This is a genomic window from Pararhizobium sp. LjRoot238, assembly GCF_964252955.1.
Lineage (GTDB): Bacteria > Pseudomonadota > Alphaproteobacteria > Rhizobiales > Rhizobiaceae > Pararhizobium.
Genome location: NZ_CAXUPP020000001.1, coordinates 2,412,511 through 2,435,978, shown reverse-complemented (window position 1 = coordinate 2,435,978; position 23,468 = coordinate 2,412,511). Strand labels below are relative to the sequence as shown.

The 23,468-nt window shown below is 61.1% G+C and carries 22 protein-coding genes and 1 pseudogene; 11 read left to right on the top strand and 12 right to left on the bottom strand.

The window, feature by feature from the left end:
* Positions 1–128 precede the first annotated feature (128 nt).
* The 3 genes from ACSQ3F_RS11815 to hydA are packed head-to-tail and all read left to right on the top strand — an operon-like array spanning position 129 to position 3,524.
* Positions 129–1,382, top strand: coding sequence for a Zn-dependent hydrolase (locus ACSQ3F_RS11815; RefSeq protein WP_436100385.1), 1,254 nt, complete (start codon positions 129–131; stop codon positions 1,380–1,382).
* A gap of 34 nt (positions 1,383–1,416) precedes the next feature.
* The gene (locus ACSQ3F_RS11810) at positions 1,417–2,049 is read left to right on the top strand and encodes a LysE family translocator (protein WP_436100384.1); all 633 of its coding nucleotides are present in this window, start codon (positions 1,417–1,419) and stop codon (positions 2,047–2,049) included.
* A 20-nt stretch (positions 2,050–2,069) separates the two neighbouring features.
* Positions 2,070–3,524: a dihydropyrimidinase gene (hydA, locus tag ACSQ3F_RS11805; RefSeq protein ID WP_436100383.1), complete on the top strand. Its 1,455-nt coding sequence runs from the start codon at positions 2,070–2,072 to the stop codon at positions 3,522–3,524.
* A gap of 261 nt (positions 3,525–3,785) precedes the next feature.
* Here hydA and ACSQ3F_RS11800 read toward each other — a convergent pair whose 3' ends face one another.
* A complete protein-coding gene (locus ACSQ3F_RS11800) occupies positions 3,786–4,199 on the bottom strand; it encodes a cupin domain-containing protein (RefSeq protein ID WP_436100382.1) in 414 nt (137 codons plus the stop codon).
* 142 nt (positions 4,200–4,341) lie between these two features.
* On the opposite strand from ACSQ3F_RS11800, the gene ACSQ3F_RS11795 reads away from it, so the two are divergent.
* The 7 genes from ACSQ3F_RS11795 to ACSQ3F_RS11765 all read left to right on the top strand — a co-directional run bounded on the left by ACSQ3F_RS11795 (position 4,342) and on the right by ACSQ3F_RS11765 (position 13,374).
* A complete protein-coding gene (locus tag ACSQ3F_RS11795) occupies positions 4,342–5,133 on the top strand; it encodes an ABC transporter ATP-binding protein (protein ID WP_436100381.1) in 792 nt (263 codons plus the stop codon).
* Positions 5,134–5,343: 210 nt separating this feature from the next.
* Positions 5,344–5,679: a hypothetical protein gene (locus tag ACSQ3F_RS11790; protein WP_436100380.1), complete on the top strand. Its 336-nt coding sequence runs from the start codon at positions 5,344–5,346 to the stop codon at positions 5,677–5,679.
* A gap of 2 nt (positions 5,680–5,681) precedes the next feature.
* Positions 5,682–6,566, top strand: a complete 885-nt coding sequence (locus ACSQ3F_RS11785; RefSeq protein WP_436100379.1) for an ABC transporter permease — start codon at positions 5,682–5,684, stop codon at positions 6,564–6,566.
* Positions 6,563–7,435, top strand: coding sequence for an ABC transporter permease (locus ACSQ3F_RS11780; RefSeq protein WP_436100378.1), 873 nt, complete (start codon positions 6,563–6,565; stop codon positions 7,433–7,435). Before ACSQ3F_RS11785 ends, ACSQ3F_RS11780 begins: the two co-directional genes overlap by 4 nt.
* Positions 7,436–7,519: 84 nt before the next feature.
* Positions 7,520–8,512 (top strand): ABC transporter substrate-binding protein, encoded by a 993-nt coding sequence (locus tag ACSQ3F_RS11775; RefSeq protein WP_436100377.1) that lies wholly within the window; start codon positions 7,520–7,522, stop codon positions 8,510–8,512.
* A 364-nt stretch (positions 8,513–8,876) separates the two neighbouring features.
* Positions 8,877–10,067 (top strand): efflux RND transporter periplasmic adaptor subunit, encoded by a 1,191-nt coding sequence (locus ACSQ3F_RS11770; RefSeq protein ID WP_436100376.1) that lies wholly within the window; start codon positions 8,877–8,879, stop codon positions 10,065–10,067.
* 13 nt (positions 10,068–10,080) lie between these two features.
* Entirely contained in the window at positions 10,081–13,374 is a 3,294-nt protein-coding gene (locus ACSQ3F_RS11765) for an efflux RND transporter permease subunit (protein WP_436100375.1), read from the top strand.
* Between the two features lie 97 nt (positions 13,375–13,471).
* Here ACSQ3F_RS11765 and ltrA read toward each other — a convergent pair.
* From ltrA to ACSQ3F_RS11735, 6 genes and pseudogenes are all read right to left on the bottom strand, one after another.
* Positions 13,472–14,828, bottom strand: a pseudogene (gene ltrA / locus ACSQ3F_RS11760) (group II intron reverse transcriptase/maturase).
* Positions 14,829–15,272: 444 nt separating this feature from the next.
* Entirely contained in the window at positions 15,273–15,884 is a 612-nt protein-coding gene (gene ureG, locus ACSQ3F_RS11755) for an urease accessory protein UreG (RefSeq protein WP_436100374.1), read from the bottom strand.
* A 36-nt stretch (positions 15,885–15,920) separates the two neighbouring features.
* Positions 15,921–16,592: an urease accessory protein UreF gene (locus tag ACSQ3F_RS11750; RefSeq protein WP_436102121.1), complete on the bottom strand. Its 672-nt coding sequence runs from the start codon at positions 16,590–16,592 to the stop codon at positions 15,921–15,923.
* Positions 16,585–17,091 carry an urease accessory protein UreE gene (gene ureE, locus ACSQ3F_RS11745; protein WP_436100373.1) on the bottom strand — a complete coding sequence of 169 codons (507 nt, stop codon included), beginning with the start codon at positions 17,089–17,091 and terminating at the stop codon, positions 16,585–16,587. Before ureE ends, ACSQ3F_RS11750 begins: the two co-directional genes overlap by 8 nt.
* Positions 17,092–17,388 carry a putative quinol monooxygenase gene (locus ACSQ3F_RS11740; RefSeq protein WP_436102120.1) on the bottom strand — a complete coding sequence of 99 codons (297 nt, stop codon included), beginning with the start codon at positions 17,386–17,388 and terminating at the stop codon, positions 17,092–17,094.
* Between the two features lie 101 nt (positions 17,389–17,489).
* The gene (locus ACSQ3F_RS11735; protein WP_436102119.1) at positions 17,490–18,029 is read right to left on the bottom strand and encodes a peroxiredoxin; all 540 of its coding nucleotides are present in this window, start codon (positions 18,027–18,029) and stop codon (positions 17,490–17,492) included.
* 702 nt (positions 18,030–18,731) lie between these two features.
* Here ACSQ3F_RS11735 and ACSQ3F_RS11730 point away from each other — a divergent pair.
* Positions 18,732–19,019, top strand: a complete 288-nt coding sequence (locus tag ACSQ3F_RS11730) for an HAD-IA family hydrolase (RefSeq protein ID WP_436100372.1) — start codon at positions 18,732–18,734, stop codon at positions 19,017–19,019.
* Positions 19,020–19,032: 13 nt separating this feature from the next.
* On the opposite strand, the gene ACSQ3F_RS11725 is transcribed toward ACSQ3F_RS11730, so the two are convergent.
* The 5 genes from ACSQ3F_RS11725 to ACSQ3F_RS11705 form a co-directional block, all read right to left on the bottom strand.
* The gene (locus tag ACSQ3F_RS11725) at positions 19,033–20,247 is read right to left on the bottom strand and encodes a multidrug effflux MFS transporter (protein WP_436100371.1); all 1,215 of its coding nucleotides are present in this window, start codon (positions 20,245–20,247) and stop codon (positions 19,033–19,035) included.
* Between the two features lie 106 nt (positions 20,248–20,353).
* On the bottom strand, positions 20,354–22,063 hold the full coding sequence (ureC, locus tag ACSQ3F_RS11720) for an urease subunit alpha (RefSeq protein ID WP_436100370.1): 1,710 nt from the start codon (positions 22,061–22,063) through the stop codon (positions 20,354–20,356).
* Positions 22,064–22,067: 4 nt separating this feature from the next.
* A complete protein-coding gene (locus ACSQ3F_RS11715; RefSeq protein ID WP_436100369.1) occupies positions 22,068–22,718 on the bottom strand; it encodes a Urease operon accessory protein in 651 nt (216 codons plus the stop codon).
* 10 nt (positions 22,719–22,728) lie between these two features.
* Positions 22,729–23,160, bottom strand: coding sequence for a lysozyme inhibitor LprI family protein (locus ACSQ3F_RS11710; protein ID WP_436100368.1), 432 nt, complete (start codon positions 23,158–23,160; stop codon positions 22,729–22,731).
* Positions 23,157–23,462, bottom strand: coding sequence for an urease subunit beta (locus ACSQ3F_RS11705; protein WP_436100367.1), 306 nt, complete (start codon positions 23,460–23,462; stop codon positions 23,157–23,159). The genes ACSQ3F_RS11710 and ACSQ3F_RS11705 overlap by 4 nt, the downstream gene beginning before the upstream one ends.
* Positions 23,463–23,468: the final 6 nt, after the last annotated feature.

The window sequence follows — 23,468 nt, the reverse complement described above, 5'->3', positions numbered from 1 at the left end:
CAGTTCAAACTCAAACGCAACGGCTGATCGCAGGGCAATCGAAAAAACCAGACGCCCCGATTCGACCGACGGGAACAAAGGGGATGTACGCACCACGTGCCTCCCGCAAAAAAATGAGGAGAGCCGCCATGGTAGCAGCACCGGGCGAGAACATGCGTGTCAATGCGGACCGTCTTTGGGATTCGCTGATGGACATGGCGAAGATCGGCCCCGGTATTGCCGGCGGCAACAACCGCCAGACGCTGACGGACGAAGACGGAGAAGGCCGCAAGCTCTTTCGGACCTGGTGCGAAGACGCCGGCTTGACGCTGGGCGTCGACAAGATGGGCACGATGTTTGCCACGCGTCCCGGCACCGATCCCGACGCCCTGCCCGTCTATGTCGGCTCCCATCTCGACACACAGCCGACCGGCGGCAAGTATGACGGCGTGCTTGGCGTGCTCGGCGCGCTCGAAGTCGTGCGCACCATGAACGATCTCGGCATCAAGACCAGGCACCCGATCGTCGTCACCAACTGGACCAACGAGGAAGGCGCGCGCTTTGCGCCGGCCATGCTCGCTTCCGGTGTCTTCGCCGGTGTCCATACGCTCGACTATGCCTATGACCGCAAAGACCCGGAAGGCAAGACCTTTGGCGACGAGCTGAAGCGCATCGGCTGGCTCGGTGACGAAGAGGTCGGCGCGCGCAAAATGCATGCCTATTTCGAATATCACATCGAGCAGGGGCCGATCCTCGAGGCGGAAGAAAAGACCATCGGCGTCGTCACCCACTGTCAGGGCCTTTGGTGGCTGGAATTCACCCTGACCGGCCGCGAAGCCCATACCGGCTCGACGCCGATGAACATGCGCGTCAATGCCGGCTTGGCCATGTCGCGGATCATCGAAATGGTTCAGGGTGTCGCGATGGAAAACCAGCCGGGCGCCGTTGGCGGTGTCGGCCAGGTGTTCTTCTCGCCCAACTCCCGCAACGTGCTACCGGGCAAGGTCGTCTTCACCGTCGATATCCGCTCGCCGGACAAGGCCAAGCTCGACCGCATGCGCGCAAAGATCGAGGCGGAAGCGCCTGGCATCACCGAGCCTCTTGGTGTCGGCTGTTCCATCGAGGCGATCGGCCATTTCGCGCCGGTCACCTTCGATCCGACGCTTGTGACAGCGGTACGCACCGCCGCCGAAAAGCTCGGCTACAGCCATATGAACCTCATCTCCGGCGCCGGCCACGACGCCTGCTGGGCCGCCAAGGTAGCGCCCGCCACGATGGTCATGTGCCCCTGCGTCGGCGGCCTCAGCCACAACGAGGCAGAGGACATCTCCAAGGAATGGGCGTCAGCGGGATGCGATGTCCTGTTTCATGCGGTTGTCGAGACGGCGGGAATTTCTGAATAGGCCGGCAACAGGGTAACACAGTCAGGGGACACGCATGAGCCTGTCGACAATTTTGACCTTCGTCCTGGTAGCGGGACTGCTGATCATATCACCGGGGCCGAACGGAGTGCTCATCGCCAAGACGGTGCCCAAGTCCGGGAAGGCCGCAGGGTTTGCCAATATAGCGGGTTTCTTCACCGCTTTTTACATTCACGGTACGCTGGCGATTTTCGGCTGGTCGGCGATCCTTGTGAAATCATCGGAATTTTTCTTCTTTTTCAAGTTGTTGGGCGCTGCATACCTGAGTTGGATCGGCCTGAAGGCGCTGCATGAAGCCTGCCGAGGCAGAATCCTCCTGGAGGACGCGTCGCCGGATCGCAAAAAACGCACCTTGATGGCGGCCTATGGTGAAGGCCTGCTCACAAACATGCTGAATCCAAAAGTCTCGATGTTCTATCTGGCTGCCTTTCCTCAGTTCATCAGTCCGGCTCAAGCAACGCTCGCAAACGCCTATACGCTCGTTTTCATTCACTCGATGCTCAATGTCGCCTGGTTCGGACTGATGGTCCTGTTTTTTGCCCGGTTCGTGGGGCTGGCAAAATCCAACCGCACACAAAGGTGGATAAAGGGCATCACGGGGACTGTGTTTCTCGGTTTCGGAGCAAAACTCGCAACCTTTCGCCCCTAGGCCAATTGGAGGCTCATATCATGTCAACAGTCATCAAGAACGGCACCGTCGTCACCGCCGACCTCACCTACCAGGCCGACGTCAAGGTGGACGGTGGCAAGATCATCGAGATCGGCCCGAACCTTTCGGGCGACGAAACGCTGGATGCGACCGGCTGCTACGTCATGCCGGGCGGCATCGATCCGCACACCCATCTCGAAATGCCCTTCATGGGCACCTACTCCTCCGACGACTTTGAAAGCGGCACGCGCGCAGCACTTTCCGGCGGCACGACGATGGTCGTCGATTTCGCGCTTCCCTCGCCCGGCCAGTCGCTGCTCGAAGCGCTGACCATGTGGGACAACAAGACCTCGCGCGCCAATTGCGACTTCTCCTTCCATATGGCGATCACCTGGTGGAGCGAGCAGGTCTTCAACGAGATGGAGACTATCGTCAAGGACAAGGGTATCAACACCTTCAAGCATTTCATGGCCTATAAGGGCGCGCTGATGGTGGATGATGACGAGATGTTCTCCTCCTTCCAGCGCTGCGCGGCCCTCGGCGCCCTGCCGCTTGTCCATGCCGAAAACGGCGATGTCGTCGCGCAGATGCAGGCAAAGCTGCTCGCCGCCGGCAACAACGGCCCCGAGGCGCATGCCTATTCCCGCCCCGCCGAAGTCGAAGGCGAGGCCACCAACCGGGCGATCATGATCGCCGACATGGCCGGCGCGCCCGTCTATATCGTGCACACCTCCTGCGAACAGGCGCACGAAGCCATCCGCCGCGCACGCCAGAAGGGCATGCGCGTCTACGGCGAGCCGCTGATCCAGCATCTGACGCTGGATGAAAGCGAATATGCCAATCCCGATTGGGACCACGCCGCCCGCCGGGTCATGTCGCCACCCTTCCGCAACAAGCAGCATCAGGACAGTCTCTGGGCCGGCCTTGCCGCCGGCTCGCTGCAGGTGGTCGCGACCGATCACTGCGCCTTCACCACCGCCCAGAAACGCTTCGGCATCGGCGATTTCACCAAGATCCCGAACGGCACCGGCGGGCTTGAAGACCGCATGCCGATGCTCTGGACCAATGGCGTCGCCACCGGCCGCATCACCATGAACGAGTTCGTCGCTGTCACCTCGACCAACATCGCCAAGATCCTCAACATATACCCGAAGAAGGGCGCAATCCTCGTCGGCGCCGACGCCGACATTGTCGTCTGGGACCCGAAGCGCTCGAAGACGATCTCGGCCGCCAGCCAGCAATCGTCGATCGACTACAACGTCTTCGAGGGCAAGCAGGTGACCGGCCTGCCGCGTTACACGCTGACGCGCGGCGTCGTCGCGATCGAGGAATCGACCATCAAGACACGCGAAGGCCAAGGCGAATTCGTCAAGCGCGAACCCTTTGCCGCCGTCAACAAGGCGCTCTCGACCTGGAAGGAAATCACCGCGCCGCGCAAGGTCCAGCGCACCGGCATTCCGGCGAGCGGGGTATAACGGACCCACATGCCGTATCAGCCGCGCTGCACCCCCCTCTGTCGCTTTGCGACATCTCCCCCTCAAAAGGGGGGGAGATCGGGAGACTGCGGCACGCCTATCCCCCAGCCATCAGGCAAGGCGCTTGCGGCCAACTCTTCATCCCTGCACATAGTCCGCGTGAGGTCGATCCGTCACACGCGGCCAATCTCCCCCCTTGAGGGGGAGATGTCGCAAAGCGACAGAGGGGGGTATCACAACGGCCCCGTCAGCCGCCATATTTCAAGCCGGAACCAACCCATCCAGGTCCGGCAAAAGCACGACGCTTTCCTGTTCTTTCGGGTCCGTGCGTGCGATGACCGCCGAACAGGGCTGGTCGGACAGGTTGGCGGGCAGATGCGGAACGCCGGCCGGGATATAGAACATCTCGCCGGCCCGCACGATGGCGTGATGCTCCAGCCGGTTGCCGTACCAGGTGTGCGCCTCTCCCGACAGCACGTAGATCGCCGTTTCGTGGCTTTCGTGCAGGTGGGCCTTGGCCCGGCCGCCCGGCGGGATCGTCAGAAGATGCATGCATATGCCGGTCGAACCGACCGCCTCGGCCGAAATGCCTTCGAAATAGCTGAGCCCCTGCTTGCCGTCATAGCTTTGGCCGGGGCGGACGATCCGGCAGGTCGGTCTTGATGATTGCAACATATCCACATCTCCTAAGCAGCAACATCGCGCGCAGCATACCTCATTCGAAAAATATGAAGTACGACTATCGAAGACGGAAAGCCAAATGACGTCACCTCAATCTTCCAGGCAATGGCATTCAGGGCGGAGCGCACCGGAGACAATGACCACCACACCAGCATCGGTCGTTTCGGCCCGCAATCTCGGCCTCACCTTCGAGACCAATGACGGCCCCGTCAACGCACTGACGGGCGTCAATCTCGACGTCAACAAGGGCGATTTCGTCTCCTTCATCGGCCCCTCCGGCTGCGGCAAGACGACTTTCCTGCGCGTCATCGCCGACCTGGAAAAGCCGACGTCCGGCACGATCACCGTCAACGGCACGACACCGGAAGACGCGCGCAAGAACCGTTCCTACGGCTACGTCTTCCAGGCGGCAGCCCTTTATCCCTGGCGCACCATCGAGAAGAACATCGCCCTGCCGCTCGAAATCATGGGTTATAGCGCCGCCGACCAGAAGGCCCGCATCGAGCACACGCTGGATCTCGTCAACCTTACCGGCTTCGGCAAGAAGTTCCCCTGGCAGCTTTCCGGCGGCATGCAGCAGCGCGCCTCGATCGCGCGCGCGCTTGCCTTCGATGCCGACCTGCTGTTGATGGACGAACCTTTTGGCGCGCTGGACGAAATCGTCCGCGATCATCTGAACGAGCAATTGCTGAAGCTCTGGGATCGCACCAACAAGACAATCTGTTTCGTCACCCATTCGATCCCTGAGGCCGTCTATCTCTCGACAAAAATCGTCGTCATGAGCCCCCGCCCCGGCCGCGTCACCGACGTCATCGAATCCACTTTGCCGAAGGAGCGCCCGCTCGACATCCGCGAAACCCCGGAGTTCCTCGAGATCGCCAGCCGGGTGCGCGAGGGATTGAGGGCGGGGCATAGCTATGACGAGTAGATCAATTGTGCCGTGGGATACCCCCCTCTGTCACTTCGTGACATCTCCCCCACAGGGGGGGAGATCGTTCTTTTCCCATACCCGTCTCTCAAAATACTCGATGTCTGATGTCGAGGTCGGGACTGGCAGCTTGCTCCCAATCTCCCCCCTTGTGGGGGAGATGTCACGAAGTGACAGAGGGGGGTGCGGCGCCACAACGAGGTGCTTGTCATGAACCCCTCCTTCATCCTCTGGCTCGCCGCCTCCATGGCGATATTCCTCAGTGCCGCGACGGCCTCCCGTTATTATGTCGCCAGCAACAATATCCTCATCCTTCTCTTTTCCCTGGCCCTCTATTGCATCGGCAATCTGATGATGGTGCGGTTGATGCGCGAAGGCGGGCTGGGGCTTGCTATTTCCGCGTCCGCCATCGCCCAGCTTCTCCTGGTCAATCTCATCGCGTTTGCCATGTTCGGCGAGCGGTTGACGCTCTCGCAGATGGCCGGCGTCGCCCTCGGCGTCGTTTCCATGGCGCTGATGCTGCTGCCGTCGAGCGGGAAGGCTTGAACATGGAGAAGCCCAGCTTTTTCAACGACAGGATCATGCCGGTAGGCGCCATCCTGCTTGCCCTGCTGATCATCTGGTATATCGCCACCGTCTTCCTCAACGCCCCCTTCGAACGCGATACCGCCGCCCGCGCCGGGACCACGATCACATTTTCAGAAATCCTGCCGAAAACGATGTTTCAGCAACGGCCTGTTCTCCCCGCCCCCCATCAGGTGATCGCAGAAATCTGGGACACGACCGTCAACAAGCCGATCACGTCCAAACGCAGCCTCGTCTATCATGCGTGGATCACGCTCTCGGCGACGCTGCTCGGCTTCGGCATCGGCACCGTGCTCGGCATTCTTCTCGCTGTCGGCATCGTCCACAACCGGGCGATGGATCGCTCGCTGATGCCCTGGGTCATCGCCAGCCAGACCATCCCCATCCTTGCCATCGCGCCGATGATCATCGTCGTGCTGAATGCGGTCGGCATCGCCGGCCTGCTGCCGAAGGCGCTGATTTCCACCTATCTCAGCTTCTTCCCGATCGTCGTCGGCATGGTGAAGGGGCTTCGCAGCCCCGAGCAGATCCAGCTCGACCTCATGCATACCTATTACGCCAGTCCGTCGCAGACCTTCTGGAAACTGCGCTGGCCGGCGTCCATGCCCTATCTGTTCACCTCGCTGAAGGTCGCCATCGCCATTTCGCTCGTCGGCGCGATCGTCGGCGAACTGCCGACCGGCGCCGTCTCCGGCTTAGGCGCCCGCCTGCTTGCGGGCTCCTATTACGGCCAGACCGTGCAGATCTGGTCGGCGCTGTTCATGGCGGCGGCCCTGGCGGCAACGCTGGTGATCATCGTTGGCCTTGCCCACACCGCCGTCCTCAAGCGCATGGGGATCAAGCCATGAGTTCCGGTCTTCTCATCGGCGCCCTTGCCTTCTGGCTCGTTGCCTGGGCCGTCAACGAATGGCTCGTCCGCCAGAAATTTACGAACCGAACGGCGGCGCGGGCCGCGAGGCTCGCCGTGCCGCTTCTCTTCGGCATCACCATCCTCGTGCTCTGGGAGGGCCTCGTGCGCGGGCTGAACGTGCCCTCCGTTCTCCTGCCGCCGCCATCGATGATCTGGGCCCGGCTGATCAACTCGCTGCCGACGCTCTGGGCCGATTTCCAGCAGACCTTCCTGAAGGCCGTGATCACCGGCTACGCACTCGGCTGCGGCCTCGGCTTCCTCGTGGCGATCGCCATCGACCGTTCGCCCTTCCTGCAAAAGGGCCTGCTGCCGCTCGGCAATTTCGTTTCCGCTCTGCCCGTCATCGGCGTTGCGCCGATCATGGTCATGTGGTTCGGTTTCGACTGGCAGTCAAAGGTGGCGGTCGTTGTGATCATGACCTTCTTCCCGATGCTGGTGAACACCGTGTCGGGGCTTGCCGCGACCAGTTCGATGGAGCGGGACCTGATGCGCACCTATGCGGCAAGCTGGTTCCAGACATTGATCAAGCTCCGGCTGCCGGCGGCGTGGCCTTTCATCTTCAATGCGCTGAAGATCAATTCCACGCTGGCGCTGATCGGTGCCATCGTCGCAGAATTCTTCGGCACCCCCATCGTCGGCATGGGGTTCCGGATCTCCACGGAAGTGGGGCGCATGAATGTCGACATGGTTTGGGCCGAGATCGCCGTCGCGGCGGTGGCTGGCTCCGTTTTTTACGGGGCGGTGGCACTCATCGAGCGCGCCGTCACGTTCTGGCACCCGTCCGTGCGTAGCTCACGGACGGCCTGAGGAAAAGCCTGTCCGTGGTGGACAGGCGTAACAAAGTCCGCCTTTCCGTGGTTGGACAGGCACAACAAAAAAGAGGGAACTGACATGAAGACAAGACTTGCATCTCTGCTGCTGGCAAGCGCTTTTTCGCTGTCCGCATTCCAGGCGATCGCCGCCGACAAGGTGGTGCTGCAACTGAAATGGGTCACCCAGGCCCAGTTCGCCGGCTATTACGTTGCCAAGGACAAGGGCTTCTACGAAGCGGAAGGCCTCGACGTCGAGATCAAGCCGGGCGGCCCGGATATCGCGCCTCCGCAGGTGATCGCCGGTGGCGGTGCCGACGTCGTCGTTGATTGGATGCCGTCCGCGCTCGCGACCCGCGAGAAGGGTGTCGCGCTCGTCAACATCGCCCAGCCGTTCAAGTCTTCCGGCATGATGCTGACCTGCCTGAAGGAATCCGGCGTTGCCACGCCTGCTGATTTCAAGGGCAAGACGCTCGGCGTCTGGTTCTTCGGCAACGAATATCCGTTCCTCTCCTGGATGAGCCAGCTTGGCCTCAAGACCGATGGCGGCCCGGATGGCGTCACGGTCCTGAAGCAGGGCTTCAACGTCGATCCGCTGATCCAGAAGCAGGCGGCCTGTATCTCCACCATGACCTACAACGAATACTGGCAGGTCATTGACGCTGGCATCAAGCCGGAAGATCTCGTGACCTTCAAGTACGAAGACCAGGGCGTCGCGACGCTGGAAGACGGCCTCTATGCACTGGAAGACAAGCTCAAGGACCCGGCCTTCAAGGAAAAGATGGTCAAGTTCGTCCGTGCCTCGATGAAGGGCTGGAAATATGCCGAGGCCAATCCGGATGAAGCAGCCGGCATCGTCCTCGAAAACGATGCGACGGGCGCCCAGACGGAAGCGCACCAGAAGCGCATGATGGGCGAGATCGCCAAGCTGACAGCCGGCTCGAACGGCGCACTCGACGAAGCGGACTTCAAGCGCACCGTCGCTTCCCTGCTCAAGGGCGGCTCCGATCCCGTCATCACCAAGGAACCGGAAGGCGCCTTCACGCACGAGATCACCGACGCTGCCTTGAAGTAGTTTGATCTCATCGTTCAATACAAAAAGGAGCGCGCGGGCTGTCCCGCGCGCTTTGTACTTTTTCAACTCCGACGCGCAGAAACGTCTCTGCTACATTTCGCCGCGAAAAAGAACATTGCCTTGCATGGGTGGAACAAATAAAATAATGAGGCACCATTCTTTTTTTGTATCACCTTGCATAGCCGAAAGGCGCTCACTAAATAGAGCCCCGTGGCATTTTGAGGAGGATGCGGGGGAAATTTTTCGCTTATCGAGACCGAAGCGGTATTTTCTTCCCTTCCAGCAGTAGACGGCGACACGTCCTTTTCTTGGAAATGTGCAGCGTCAGCGAACTGAATTATCCGGAATTTGAGGAAATGAGCCGATGGCCCGTCACAAGACATTTGCATTTGGTGTTTCTGCTGCCCTGATGCTGACTTTCCTTTCGAGCACCGCATTCGCGGAAGAAGCCGCAGCGCCCAAGGCCGAGCAGACACTGCCTTCGATCGTCGTAACCCAGGTTGAAAACAAGCCCGTCGTCGATCGCGTCGTGGCAACGGGCACCATAAAGGCTGTGGAGGAGACCTATGTCTCTCCGCTGGTTGACGGGCTCTCCATCCGCACTTTGAACGCCGATGTCGGCGATCGGGTCGAAGCCGAAAGCACGCTGGCAACGCTGAACGAGGACATGCTGCTGCTGCAGAAGAGCCAGTATGCCGCAAGCCTTGCCAAGGCAAATGCGTCACTCGCACAGTACCAGGCACTTCTTGCTGAAGCCCGGGCCAACGCCGAGGAAGCTGTGCGGGTGAGCGAGCGATCAAAGAAGCTTTCGGAAGCCGGAACCATCTCGACAGCCCAGCGCGATCAGGAAAAGGCCGCGGCGACCGCCGCGCTGGCGCGGGTCAACTCGGCAGAGCAATTTATTGCCGTGGCCACGGCGGAGATCAAGGTCGTTGAGGCGCAAATTTCCGATGTCGACTTGCGGCTTGCCCGCACCGAAGTCAAAACGCCGGTCAGCGGCATCGTCTCAGCAAGGAAAGCCAAGATCGGCGCGATCGCCAGTGGCACGGGCGAACCGCTGTTCACCATCATTCGGGACGGCGCGGTGGAAATGCAGGCGGATATCACCGAGTCCGACCTCATCAAGCTTGCCATCGGCCAGAAGGCCAAAGTCACCCTCGCGGACGGCAAGACCGAAGTTGACGGCAAAATTCGCCTGATTTCGCCAATGGTGGACGCGCAGACGCGGCTTGGGACCGTGTACATCAGCCTTTCCGAGCCCGAGAAGGCCCGGGTGGGGATGTACGCCGATGCGCAGGTCATCATCGAGGAAAAGCAGGCCATCGTCCTGCCCCTAACAGCCGTTACAGTCGGCCACGATGAAACGGTCGTTCGCAAAGTCGATGACGGCATCGTCCACCTGACACCGGTGACCACCGGCATCCAGGATGGTGAGTTCATCGAGATCACAACTGGCCTGAAACCGGGCGACAAGGTCGTCGCCAAGGCCGGCGCCTATGTGCGCGACGGCGACAAGATCAATCCGGTGACATCCGCCGCCACGGCGACCAATTGACGGGAACAGCGGGATGAATTTTTCAGCTTGGGCAATTCGCAATCCGATCGCGCCGATCCTGGGCTTCGTATTGCTGATGTATCTCGGATACCAGTCGTTCTACACGCTGCCGATCACGCGTTTTCCCAATATTGACGTGCCGATCGTCTCGATCAGTGTCAGCCAGAGCGGCGCAGCACCGGCCGAGCTCGAGACGCAGGTGACCAAGGAGATCGAGGACGCGGTCGCCGGTATTTCCGGCGTCGACCACATAACCTCGACCATCAGCGACGGACAGTCCACGACCGCCGTCCAGTTCGAGATGGACGTGCCGACCAATCAGGCGGTGCAGGACGTCAAGGACGCCATCGACCGTATCCGCAGCGATCTGCCCGCCTCCGTCGAGGAGCCGATCGTCTCGAAAGTCGATGTCGAAGGACAGGCGATACAGACCTTTGCCGTCTCCTCCCCCGGCATGACGCTCGAGGAAATCTCCTGGTTCGTCGACGACACCATCAAACGCGCGCTTCAGGGCCAGAGCGGCATCGGCCGTATCGACCGCTACGGTGGGGCCGATCGTGAAGTCCGCGTCGAACTCAACGATGCACGCCTGAACTCCTACGGCATCACAGCGTCCGACGTGAACAACCAGCTGCGCAAGATGAACACCGACCTCGGCTCCGGCCGCGGCCAGGTGGGCGGCAGCGAACAGGCGATCCGCACGCTTGGCGACGCACGCTCGGTCGAAGGCCTGGCAAGCACGATGATCGCCATGCCGAACGGCAGGTTCATCCGCCTTTCCGAACTCGGCAAGGTGACCGACACCTATGAGGAGCCAAAGTCGTTCTCCCGTTTCAACGGCAATCCGGTCGTCACCTTCGCGGTCTTCCGCTCGAAGGGCGCGAGCGAAGTAACCGTTGCCGAAACGGTGGAAAAGACGCTGAAGGACCTGCGGGCGAAAAACCCTGAAGTGTCGATCGAACTGGTCAACGATTCCGTCTACTACACCTACGGCAACTACGAGGCGGCAATCCATACGCTGCTCGAAGGCGCCCTGCTGGCTGTGGCCGTCGTTCTCCTGTTCCTGCGCAACTGGCGGGCAACGCTGATTTCGGCGATGGCCCTGCCGCTATCGGCCATTCCGACTTTCTGGGTCATGGAACTGCTTGGTTTCTCGCTGAACCTGGTGAGCTTCCTCGCCATGACGCTTGCGACCGGTATTCTCGTCGATGACGCCATCGTCGAAATCGAGAACATCGCCCGGCACATCAGGATGGGCAAATCGCCGTATAAGGCCGCCATCGAAGCGGCGGACGAAATCGGCCTTGCCGTCATCGCAACGACCTTCACGATCATCGCGGTGTTCGTGCCGGTCTCCTTCATGCCGGGTATCCCGGGCCAGTATTTCATCCAGTTCGGCCTGACGGTCGCAGTCGCGGTATTCTTCTCGCTGATGGTTGCCCGCCTGATCACGCCGGTCATGGCCGCCTATCTGATGAAATCTGGTGACGGCGACGGTCATCACGAGGACAACGACGGCGTGTTGATGCGCGGCTACACGTGGCTGGTGACCGTAACCACCAGACGCTGGTACATGCGTTATGCAACGCTCCTTGCAGCAATCGCCTTCGTGATCGGGTCCGTTTTCCTCCTCATGACGGTTCCCGGCAGCTTCCTGCCGCCGGAAGATGCGTCGCGCATCGTGCTGTCGGTCGAATTGCCGCCGGACGCCATGCTGGACGACACGGACAAGACGACGGCGCAGATCTACGACAAGGTCAAGCATCTCGACGGTGTGGACGACGTCTTCGTCCTCGGCGGCGCCTCGCCGAAGGGCGATCTCGAACTGCGCCGTGCGACGATCAGCATCATGCTCGCCAAGCTCGATCATTCCTTGCTCAACAAGGTGGTGAACGACGTTCTCGGCCACACCCCATTGATCGGCCAGTACATACCGAAGCTGCCGCCGGCCGGCCGCATCATTCCGCAGGCCGAGATCGAGAAGCAAGTCTATGCTGCCGTCCGTTCCATTCCGGATGTCCGCATCCTGAAGCTGAACGACCGTGGCGAGCGCGATCTGGCATTCAACCTCCTGTCGAAGAACGACGAGGACCTGAACAAGGCCGTCGGCATGCTTGAAGCCAATCTGCGCGACGAGCCGCTGCTTGCCAATGTCAGCCCGGACGGCGCCTTGCCGCGGCCGGAACTGCAGATCCGTCCGCGCGCCGACCAGATGTCACGGCTCGGCATCATGACTTCGCAGATCGCCGACGTCGTTCGCGTCGCCACCATCGGCGACATCGATGCGGCGCTGACGAAGATTTCGCTCGACGACCGGCAGATCCCGATCCGCGTCCAGGTCGATACGAACTTCCGCACCGACCTTGCGGCCATCCGCAACCTGAAGGTCCAGACGGCAGCGGGCGCTCTGGTGCCGATTTCGAGCGTCGCCGACATCAATTATTCGGAAGGCCCAAGCTCGATCAAACGTTACGATCGCTACCGGGTCGTGACCATGGGTGCTGACCTGCCGATCGGCGTGGCGCTGAATTCTGCTTCGGATCGTTTCAAAGAGGTCGCCAAGGAAACGAAGCTGCCACCGAGCGTCGAGTTCCTCGAAAGCGGTGACGCGGAAGTCCAGGCGGAAATGCAACAGGGCTTCGGCAACGCCATGCTGCTCGGCCTGATGCTGGTGCTCGTGGTGCTCATCCTGTTGTTCAAGGATGTCATCCAGCCGTTCACGATCCTGTTCTCGCTGCCGCTCGCCATCGGCGGTGTCGCGATCGGCCTCATCGTCACGCAGAATGCCATGTCGATGCCCGTTCTGATCGGCATCCTGATGCTGATGGGGATCGTCACCAAGAACGCCATCCTGCTCGTCGATTTCGCCATCGAGATGATGCACCGCGGCATGGAGCGGACCCACGCCATGGTCGAAGCCGGCCGCAAGCGCGCCCGCCCGATCATCATGACCTCGATCGCCATGTCGGCGGGTATGCTGCCGTCGGCACTCGGCGTCGGTGAAGGCGGTTCGTTCCGCGCGCCGATGGCGATCGCCGTGATCGGCGGTATCATCGTCTCGACTGTGATCTCGCTGGTTGTCGTCCCGTCCTTCTTCCTGATCATGGACGACCTGTCCCGCCTGCTCGGCTGGCTCTTCGGCCGCATGGTCGGCAGCAAGGAACCGGAGACGGAGCCTCTGGAAAATGTCGCGCTGACGGAAATCGTCGCCGACCAGAGCAAGACCATCAGCCAATTGCGGGAGCGGCTCGACAAGTTGGAGGGCCCGAAACGCAGCGGCAACGTCATCCATCTCGCCGCGGAATGACGTAACCCAAACGGCATAGGGGGCGATCGTATTTGATCGCGCCCCTGCCACACCACCCGGCATGCGGGTCCGCACCGGGCGGTTCGAGAGATTGAGGTCAGGCGAGTCTGGGCATTCCGAGCCGGTCCGCCCATTTGATCGTGAGGACAAAGTTGAGGAACTTGCCGCTGTTGCGCCACCAGCGGCGGGCATTTACCGCCACTTGCTGGGCCACATCAAAGCTTGCTCCCCTGGCCGTCAGTTCCCGAAAGATGGTCCTGCTGTGCTTCCATTGCTTGAGCTGGATAGCTCTCAGGCGATGACGCATCCACTCGTCCAGCGCTCGCCAGACCGATGGTGTTTGCGCCAGCCTGAAGTAGGCTTTCCATCCGCACGAAGACACCCAACCGTTCGACCACGGCCTTCAGAGACCGTCCCGTCACCCGCGACGTCAGTTCGCGGATGCGATCCTTGAACGCCTTGATGGCCTTGTCGGCCACCCGGCGCTTGACCATACCCCCGGCTCGCCAGAAGGCGTAGCCGAGGAATTTGCGGCCGAAGACGCTGGCAACGGCGCTCTTGGTCTCGTTCACCTTAAGGTGAAGGCGGTCATAAAGGCGCCGCAGCAGAGCCATCACCCGTTCACCCGCCCTCCGCGACCGCACATAGACGTTGCAGTCGTCGGCATAGCGGCAGAAGGCATGGCCCCGCCGTTCGAGTTCCTTGTCCACCTCATCCAGCAGCAGGTTGGCCAGAAGCGGCGACAATGGCCCGCCCTGCGGCGTGCCGCGGCTCCGCTTGATGGTCACACCCCCATCGACGATGCCGGCGTCCAGATAGGCCCGAACCAGGCGGATAACGCAGGGATCGGGGACCTTCTTGCGCAGGCGGTCGATCAGGATGTCGTGGTCAACCCGGTCGAAGAACTTCTCCAGGTCCACGTCCACCACGATCCGCCGCCCGGACTGCACGAAAGATTGCGCCGCCAAAACGGCATCGTGCGCACTCTTTCCCGGACGGAAGCCGTAGCTGTGCTGGCTGAAGGTCGGATCAAGGATCGGCTGCAGGACTTGCAGGAGCGCCTGTTGGATCAGGCGGTCCAGCACCGTGGGGATGCCGAGCTCGCGCTCGCCGCCCCCCGGCTTCGGGATCATCACGCGACGCACCGGCTGCGGCCGATACGTCCCTTCCTGCAGGCTGTCGCAGATGGCAGGCCAAAAGATGCGCAGCATCGCAGCCGTCTGGTTGATGTCCAGTCCGTCCGCGCCCGCAGCGCCTTTGTTGGCCCGCACCTGCTTCCACGCCTGCAGAAGGTTCTCTCGCCTCAGGGCCGCCTCAAGCAGCCCCGCGCCCGTGTCGTTACCGTTCCGTGGCGGGGGCTCGGCTTCGTCAAGATCGGAACTCCGACGGGCTTCACCCGCTTGCCTCTCCGATCTCCCGGATAATCCCGGCATCTGACGCATGGCCTTGCTCATCCTCGGGGGAACTCCACTCTCTCTCGTTCGGCCCTTCGTTCGCGCCAGAGCGCTCCCTACTACGGCCTCTGCTGACTTCTCGCTCCGGCTCGACACCGTCGCCCTTTCAGGCACAAAGCGAGATCTCCCCAGGTAAGAACGCACTCCTTCCCTGCACGACCGCCGGATTTACGCCACCGACCCTTGGTCACAAGAGCTTCGCGGTTTGTTGCCCGCTCGCCCTGGTCGGCTCCGCCTCATATCCGGTTCTTGTCCATCGGCCCGCAGTTTCGATCCACGCTTCCTCCCCACGGTCGGTCACCCTTCCGCAGTTGCGCTTCTCTTCGCTCGCCATGACCAGCTCACGGTGGGACTTCCACCCACAAGAGTGCGCCCGTGCTGGGCGCACAACAGAAAGGCCGGCCGCATCCCATGCGGCCGGCCTTTTCGTTGAGGCAACTGACGTCAGAGGCCGCCCTCTACCTTCAGGAAATCGACGATCTTGTCGATGCCGTCGCCGCGCTTCATGTCGGAGAACACGAACGGCCGCTCGGCACGCATGCGATTGGCATCCCGTTCCATAACATCGAGATCGGCACCGACATAGGGAGCCAGATCCTTCTTGTTGATGACAAGCAGGTCCGACCGCGTGATACCCGGTCCACCCTTGCGCGGGATTTCCTCGCCCTGGCAGACCGAGATCACATAGATGGTGATGTCGGCAAGATCAGGCGAAAAGGTCGCCGCCAGATTGTCGCCGCCGGATTCGATGAAAATCACATCAAGGTCGGGGATACGGCGGTTGAGGTCGGCGATTGCCTGCAGGTTGATCGTCGCATCCTCGCGGATCGCCGTGTGCGGGCAGCCGCCGGTCTCGACGCCGACGATCCGGTCGGAGGGCAGCGCCTGCATACGCACCAGCGCCTCGGCATCCTCCTTGGTGTAGATATCGTTGGTGACGACGGCGACGGAGTAGGTCTCGCGCATCGCCTTGCAGAGCTTGTCGGTCAGCGCCGTCTTGCCGGAGCCGACCGGGCCGCCGATGCCGACGCGAAGCGGGCCGTTCGCAGATTTCATCGAAGTCTTCCTTTCTCGAAATTGATGTCGTGGCCGTCAGGAACGGAAGAGCCGCGAATGCAGGGTCTCGTGGCGCAGCGCCGATATGTCGGCGAGGATTGTAGCAGAACCGAGATCGTCCAGCGTGCTCGATGACGCCCGTGCCGCCGTTTCGGCGATCACCGGCTCCAGTTCGGCAAGAACGCCCACCGCATGCTTCTGGCCTGTCACGCCGCAGCGGATTGCCACCGATACAAGGTTGGATGCCGTGGCGTGCAAATAGGCGGCCAAGGCAGGCTCCAACCCGGTATTGTGCGCCCCAGCGACAGCACCAACCGCGACCGGATAGGCGACAGCACCGATCAGGGTATCGAGCACCGGATGCGGCCAATGCGCCGCTGCGGTGAGAAAAGCCTCTCCCTGCAACGTCATTTCCATGTGGCGCTCACGCGAACCGGCCAGAGCTTCGGCCAGTTCCCGCACCGCATCAAGCCTCGGGCGATCATCATGGGCCCGATAGCTCTCTGCCAGAAGCACGGCGTCGTTCCAGCTCGAGCCATGGCGGATCAGCGATTCCAGCCATCGCCTCAAGGCGGCAGCATCGGCGATCAGCCCATCGTGGACCGCCTGCTCGAGCCCGCCGGAATAGGAGAATGCGCCCACCGGAAAAGCCGGCGACAGCCATGTCACCAGCCTGAGCAGCGCCCGCGTATCTGCCTGCTCAGTCATGGGCGTGATGATGGCCGCCATGTCCGTGGGAGTGCTCGTGGGAATGACCGTGATTGTGCCCAGCAGAACCATGATAAGCGCCGCGCATCGGCTGGAATTGTTCCGTCACCTCAGCGACCGTCGCCCCCAGTCCCTCGAGCATCGCCTTGATCACCGGGTCGCGCAGGATCAGGATCCGATCTTGCCGGATTTCCGCCGGCAGGTGCCGGTTGCCGAGATGCCAGGCGAGTTCGATCAGGTGCAACGGATCACGCGGGCGGATGTCGTATAGCGGCTCCTCGATCGCGGTGATGCGGACATAGTCGCCTGTATCGAGCACCAGAAGGTCGCCATCGGCGAGCATCACCGGTTCTTTCAGGTCGAGCATCACCACGTCGTCATTGTCGAGGTGCAGCAGTTTGCGGCGCAGGTGCCGCTGGTCATGAGCAAGCGCGATCGTGTGCAGCGGCGTCTTGTCCGTCGGGCCGGGCGACAGAATCTGGGTCGAGCGATAGGGCATTCAGAGAACCTCGACCTTGTCCGAATGGACAACCTCTATACGGCCATCCGCCATCAGTTCCGCGGTCGCCTTCTGGAAAGCGACGATGTGCGGTTCAGCGAAATGCGCCTCCAGCGCTTCGCGGCTCTTCCACTGCTCGACAAAGACCAGCGTGTCGGGCTCGCCGGGCTTCTGGTAGAGATCGTAGAAGATGCAGCCTGTCTCCTTGCGCGTGCCTTCGATCAGGGAAGCGGCATCAGAAATGACCTCGGCCCCCTTGCCGGGATGAGTCTTGAGATGTGCGACGACGTAGATCATGTGAACCTCGGAATGCTTTCGTTCCACTGTAGCCATAAAAAAATCCGGCGCCAGACCAAAGAGGCCCGGCACCGGATTTCAGATCGTCAACATGGTTCAGTTCAGGCTGCGAGCTTTTCCGACTTCAACGCTTCCAGGATGTTCTGCGGCGAGGAAACGCCGTATGGGTCGCTGTCGCAGTTATCCGAATAGCCTTCTTCCTCGAACCACTGTTCGACAGCGCCATCATTGATGATGGCCGCATAGCGCCAGGAGCGCATGCCAAAGCCGAGATTGTCCTTGGCGACGAGCATGCCCATCTTGCGGGTGAACTCGCCGGAGCCGTCCGGGATCAGCTTGACGTTTTCAAGGTTCTGCGACTTGCCCCAGGCGTTCATGACGAAGGCGTCGTTGACCGAGATGCAGTAGATCGCATCGATGCCTTCAGCCTTGAATTCACCGGTCAGCTTTTCGAAATCGGGAAGCTGATAGGTCGAGCAGGTCGGCGTGAAGGCGCCCGGCAGCGAGAACAGGATGACGCGCTTGCCGGCAAAGTAATCGGCCGAGGAAACATCCTGCCAGCGATAGGGGTTCGGACCACCGACGGCCTCGTCACGGACGCGCGTCCGGAAGGTAACGGACGGCACTTTTCTGCCAACGATCATAGCTATCTCCTTGAAAAATGAGCCTTTCCACGCAGCAGGCCTTGGGAGGAACCCGGCGCGGAAGCTGAAGCCGCATTTTTACAGCAAGTCGTGCTGCGTTGCAGCACAGCGGAGCCAAGAAAGTTGGCTCGCATAGCTGCCATGCAAAACGCGCATAGTAGAAAGTCCATCCGCCCCGGAATACCTGCCCTTCTCCCCGCCGGACAGCCCGAAACCTCCCCGCGCGCTGCCGCCGTGGTTTTCGAAAATGCATTCATCCGGACGGGGCACTGGAAACCGTCTCTAACGAATAAACATATGTGACGCCTTCCAGCGCCCCGTTTGGCGTTCTCGGGAGCTTTCCTCCCTACAGACCCCGACTTCGGACCCTCTGCCTCGGGACGACTTCGTGGCGCAGGTCTCCGGTTCCGGCATTAAGCATCACGGTTCCGGTACGTCACGCGTCCTGTCCCGACATGTGCATCCCACAGATGCGCCCGCCCGAGAAGGACGGAGGGGATCCATTTTCCGGGGCCTCTCCTTCCGGTCCGCCTGACGTTCGCGGCCCCCAATCGAAGGCCACGAGGTTTCCCGTGGAGCGCCAGCCCTGCCTCGCCGCAAACGTCTTGCGGTGTATCCGCGACAGGACGCCATGATCATGGCACGGCTTTTCCAGGCGGGGATCGGCGGGGATGATTTTTTTCGGGGGGTGGCATCGCCGTGGTCACGAAACCGGAGCAGCCGCAATGGGCGGATTCGGCGGCTTGTCTGACGAACCGTGAAACACGCAGGGCCGCACTAGGCTGCCAGAAGCATGACCGTGCCTTTTTTGAACAGGCAGCTACTCTATCGGGATTTTCACCAGAGCAATTGCTTCTGATAGACGATACGGCTGCTAATATTTCTGTTGCACGAAGGTTAGGCTGGAAGGCCGTCGATGGGTGGAAGGAAGCTCTCTGTCCACTGAGTTGTCAAAATTTCAATTTGAAGCGTCGCGAAAATCCCTGACTTTTGCTTCTGCTTATCGAGCCACTTCGACGGGCGAGGTGTCACCCTGTACCGCCAGTTCCGCCAGAATGAGCGAACTGACGCCGGCGATAAAGAAACCTACTGCCAAATTCATGGTCGTACCGTCATAGAAACTACCTATTCCGATAGCGAACAGGATGGCAATGAGGCTCGATCCCGACGCGATCAGCGATGCGCCCAAGCCCGCAACCTGGCCGAGAGAGCGCATCGCCATGGCATTGAGATTGCCGAACAGTACCCCAATGGCAAAGAAGGCCGAGAACCCGAACACCATCAGAGCGACAAGCGGCAGGCGACCGCCCCAGAGCATGGATGCGAGCAGCATCAGAAGGCCGGCCGATGCCAATCCGATGAAAGCGGCACGCGCCATGGCATCCATCCCGAACCGCTGCACGAGCTTTGCACTGAGAAATGAAGCAAGTCCTATCCCAGTGGCCAGAACCGCAAAATAGAAGGGGAAGGTTTCCTTGATCCCATAGGCGTCAAAGAACAAATCGGCCGCCGTGCTGAGATAGAGGAGCTGCGCCCCGAAGACGATCCCGGTTGCGATGATCAGCAACGCCACACGGCGTTTTGACAGGATACGCCGGCCGTTCAGGAACAGCAGCTTCGGTCGGAAGGATATGCGTTTGTCGGCTGGCAGTGTTTCCGGTTGTCGCATTACCAGCCAAAGGCCAAGAAGCACTGCCATAGCGAGGTAGACGCCGAAGACGGTGCGCCACCCGGCAAACAAAATCACTCCCTGTGCCAAGGCAGGGGCCAGCATCGGCACGAGAATGAAGAGCGTGAACATCAAGGACATGACACGAGCCATCGCATCGCCCTCGAACTGATCGCGGATCATGGCGCGCGTCGCGATCTTCGGGCCGGACACGCCCATGCCCTGAAGGAACCGCCCAAGGATCACCATTTCGAGCGATCCGGCCAGCATGGCAGTGATGGTTCCGACCGCATAGACGCCGAGGCCGAGCACGAGCGCTTTTTTGCGCCCCATCGCATCGGACAATGGCCCCAACAACAGTTCACCGAACGCCATGCCGAAAATGAAGAGCGATATGATGTGCTGCGTGGACAGCGGCGGTGCGACACCGACCTCTTCGCCGATCTGGCGTAACCCCGGCAATAGCGCGTCGATGCTAACGGAGGTCAGCGAGGTCAGAAGGGCATAAAGGGCAATACGTTCGCGAAAACTGATGGAAGATCTCATGGGCCGTGCGCAACGAAAAGGGATTAGCCTCGACCTGTACCAGTTTTCCCGCAAAGGTCTCGTAATTTTATCGCGCAACTCCTAATTTAGCGGTTTCTCGCCTTCGCTAGAACAGGAAATAGCGCTGTGCCATCGGCAGTACGGTTGCCGGTTCACAGGTCAGCAGTTCACCGTCGGCGCGAACCTCGTAGGTTTCCGGATCGACCTCGATATGCGGCGTCAGGCTGTTGTGGATCATCGAGTGCTTGCCGATGCCATGGCGCGTGTTCTGCACCGCCACCAGTTCCTTGGCGACCCCGAGCTTGCCTCGAAGGCCCGCATCGAGCGAGGCTTGGCTGACGAAAGTGACCGACGAATTCGTCCGGTTCTTTCCATAGGCGCCGAACATCAGGCGATAATGCACCGGCTGCGGCGTCGGGATCGAGGCGTTCGGGTCGCCCATCGGGGCTGCCGCGATCGAGCCGCCGAGCAGAACCATGTCCGGCTTGACGCCGAAGAAGGCCGGGTTCCAGATGACTAGATCGGCACGCTTGCCGATTTCAATCGAACCGACTTCATGGCTGACGCCATGGGCGATTGCCGGGTTGATCGTATATTTGGCGATGTAACGCTTGACCCGGAAATTGTCGTTCTCGCCGGTTTCCTGCGTGAGCCGGCCGCGCTGGCGCTTCATCTTGTCGGCCGTCTGCCAGGTGCGGATCGCCACTTCGCCGACGCGGCCCATGGCCTGGCTGTCGGACGAGATGATCGAGAAGGCACCGATATCGTGCAAGATGTCTTCCGCCGCGATCGTTTCCTTGCGGATGCGGCTTTCGGCAAAGGCGATATCCTCCGGAATGGAGGGCGACAAGTGGTGGCAGACCATCAGCATGTCGAGATGTTCAGCCAGCGTGTTCTTCGTGTAGGGCCGCGTCGGGTTGGTCGAGGACGGGATGACGTTCGGCTGACCGCAGATCTTGATGATATCCGGCGCATGGCCACCGCCCGCCCCTTCGGTGTGGAAGGCATGGATCGTGCGGCCCTTGATCGCCGCGATCGTATCCTCCACAAAACCGCTCTCGTTCAGCGTATCGGTGTGGATCATCACCTGCACATCATATTCGTCGGCAACCGACAGGCAGCAGTCGATGGCGGCCGGGGTCGTGCCCCAGTCTTCGTGCAGCTTCAGCGAACTTGCCCCGGAAAGCACCATTTCTACGAGACCGGCAGGCAGCGACGCGTTGCCCTTGCCCGCAAGCGCGAGGTTCATCGGGAAGGCATCGAAGCTCTCGATCATCCGCTCGATATGCCAGGCACCGGTGCAGGTCGTGGCGAGCGTCCCGTGTGCGGGACCGGAACCGCCGCCGAGCATGGTGGTGATGCCGCTCATCAGTGCCTCTTCGATCTGCTGCGGGCAGATGAAGTGGATGTGGCTGTCCATGCCGCCGGCCGTGACGATCTTGCCCTCGCCCGCGATCGCCTCCGTCGAGGGACCGACGATGATGGTGACCCCTGGCTGCGTATCCGGATTGCCCGCCTTGCCGATCCCGACAATGCGGCCGTTCTTCAGGCCGATATCCGCCTTGACGATACCGGTATGATCAACGATCAGCGCATTGGTAATGACGGTATCGACAGCCCCCTCGGCGCGCGTCACCTGGCTCTGGCCCATGCCGTCACGGATGACCTTGCCGCCGCCGAACTTCACCTCGTCGCCATAGGTGGTGAAATCCTTCTCCACCTCGATGAAAAGCTCCGTATCGGCCAGCCGAACCTTGTCGCCGGTAGTGGGGCCGAACATATTGGCATAGGCCGCGCGCGACATCTTGTAGGACATGGTATCAGGCTCCCTGGGCAAAAGCGGATAGATAATTTTGATCGAGGCGCGCCAGGCGCCCCTTTGAAATCAGGTCATCGACATAACGGCGCTCAGCCGCGAACGGGTGCCACTCCCAACCGGCATGGCCGAAACCGGCGATCACCACGCGGTCGCTCGCGCCGCACCAATGGGCAAGCACTTCAGCAACGACAATCAGGCCGCTACTCGGCACAACATAGTCGCCGGGACCAAAGCGTTTCAGTTCGGCATCTGCGTTTTCGTGTGTAGACGCCGGAACGGTATGGAAGGCTCGGCCGGTCGCCTCGGCAAAGGCCCGAAAGCCATCCGTATAGTCGTCGCAAAGATCATCGAGATGAGGGTGGCGTTTCTCAATTTCCGGCCGGAGCTCCCGAAACTTTTCAGCCGCCCGAGCGCACCAGATTTCGCGTGCCTGCCGCACGGCTGCATTCGATTTCCACCCGCCGCCACCCAGCATCGCCAGCGCCGGACGTCCGGTATTGCAGACGGCGACGATATCGGTTTTCTCGCCACCCGCGCCGCAGGAGCGGCAGTCGTTGAAGCGGATCACCAGGTCGGCTGCGTCGATGACAGGCGCCGCACCTTCCGGTACCGGCCCGTTTCCGACAATCATGATGGTTCGGCTCACGGTCACCTTGCGCCTCTCAGTTTCCAAGGCCTTCGGTCAGGCTCTTCAATTCCGCAGTGCGCTTCTTCGTCAGGTCTGCAAGGCAACCGGACACCAGCATCGGCTCCATCGATCCGCCCCGCGCCTCGAAACCGGCGAGCTCGCACTGGCCGTCGCGATAGCCGATCCAGGCACGCTGCGCCTTCTTCAACGCCTCGACGGCACCGACATAATTCGGGTCGATCTCGCCGAGTTCCTTGTCGGTCTCCTGCATCGCCGTCATCATCGTCTTGTAGACGGCGTTCAGTTCCTTGTCGGCCGCTTCATAGTCCTTGTTGGCGCAGAAATTCATGTCCGACTGGGTCATCGCGTTCTCGCAATCGACCTGCGGCTCTTCCTGCGCCAGCGCAAGCGGCGCAAAGGCCAGAAAGCCCGCCACGATTACGCTTGCAGGATGGAACCGGTTCATAGCTTGCCCATGATCTTCTGCTGGAAACCGTAGACTTCGCGCTTGCCGGCATAAGGTATGAGCGTCACGTTGCGTGTCTGCCCGGGCTCGAAGCGCACCGCAGTGCCAGCCGGAATGTCGAGACGCTTGCCATGTGCCAGCGTCCGGTCGAAGGACAGACCGGCATTGGTCTCGGCGAAATGATAATGGCTGCCGACCTGGATTGGCCGGTCGCCCGTGTTCGAGACCTCGAGCGTCACGGTCTCCAGACCGGCATTCAACTCGATCTCGCCGCTAGCGGCAATGATTTCACCGGGGATCATGATCTA

Excerpts from the sequence above, each read along its gene's own strand:
- ureG (WP_436100374.1), bottom strand. The coding sequence starts at position 15,884 with ATGAAATCTGCGAACGGCCCGCTTCGCGTCGGCATCGGCGGCCCGGTC.
- ACSQ3F_RS11800 (WP_436100382.1), bottom strand. The coding sequence starts at position 4,199 with ATGTTGCAATCATCAAGACCGACCTGCCGGATCGTCCGCCCCGGCCAA.
- ACSQ3F_RS11725 (WP_436100371.1), bottom strand. The coding sequence starts at position 20,247 with ATGAGATCTTCCATCAGTTTTCGCGAACGTATTGCCCTTTATGCCCTT.
- ureC (WP_436100370.1), bottom strand. The coding sequence starts at position 22,063 with ATGTCCTACAAGATGTCGCGCGCGGCCTATGCCAATATGTTCGGCCCC.
- ACSQ3F_RS11795 (WP_436100381.1), top strand. The coding sequence starts at position 4,342 with ATGACCACCACACCAGCATCGGTCGTTTCGGCCCGCAATCTCGGCCTC.
- ureE (WP_436100373.1), bottom strand. The coding sequence starts at position 17,091 with ATGCCCTATCGCTCGACCCAGATTCTGTCGCCCGGCCCGACGGACAAG.
- ACSQ3F_RS11750 (WP_436102121.1), bottom strand. The coding sequence starts at position 16,592 with ATGACTGAGCAGGCAGATACGCGGGCGCTGCTCAGGCTGGTGACATGG.
- ACSQ3F_RS11780 (WP_436100378.1), top strand. The coding sequence starts at position 6,563 with ATGAGTTCCGGTCTTCTCATCGGCGCCCTTGCCTTCTGGCTCGTTGCC.
- ACSQ3F_RS11740 (WP_436102120.1), bottom strand. The coding sequence starts at position 17,388 with ATGATCTACGTCGTCGCACATCTCAAGACTCATCCCGGCAAGGGGGCC.
- ACSQ3F_RS11710 (WP_436100368.1), bottom strand. The coding sequence starts at position 23,160 with ATGAACCGGTTCCATCCTGCAAGCGTAATCGTGGCGGGCTTTCTGGCC.
- ACSQ3F_RS11815 (WP_436100385.1), top strand. The coding sequence starts at position 129 with ATGGTAGCAGCACCGGGCGAGAACATGCGTGTCAATGCGGACCGTCTT.
- ACSQ3F_RS11765 (WP_436100375.1), top strand. The coding sequence starts at position 10,081 with ATGAATTTTTCAGCTTGGGCAATTCGCAATCCGATCGCGCCGATCCTG.
- ACSQ3F_RS11775 (WP_436100377.1), top strand. The coding sequence starts at position 7,520 with ATGAAGACAAGACTTGCATCTCTGCTGCTGGCAAGCGCTTTTTCGCTG.
- ACSQ3F_RS11810 (WP_436100384.1), top strand. The coding sequence starts at position 1,417 with ATGAGCCTGTCGACAATTTTGACCTTCGTCCTGGTAGCGGGACTGCTG.
- hydA (WP_436100383.1), top strand. The coding sequence starts at position 2,070 with ATGTCAACAGTCATCAAGAACGGCACCGTCGTCACCGCCGACCTCACC.
- ACSQ3F_RS11705 (WP_436100367.1), bottom strand. The coding sequence starts at position 23,462 with ATGATCCCCGGTGAAATCATTGCCGCTAGCGGCGAGATCGAGTTGAAT.
- ACSQ3F_RS11790 (WP_436100380.1), top strand. The coding sequence starts at position 5,344 with ATGAACCCCTCCTTCATCCTCTGGCTCGCCGCCTCCATGGCGATATTC.
- ACSQ3F_RS11770 (WP_436100376.1), top strand. The coding sequence starts at position 8,877 with ATGGCCCGTCACAAGACATTTGCATTTGGTGTTTCTGCTGCCCTGATG.
- ACSQ3F_RS11785 (WP_436100379.1), top strand. The coding sequence starts at position 5,682 with ATGGAGAAGCCCAGCTTTTTCAACGACAGGATCATGCCGGTAGGCGCC.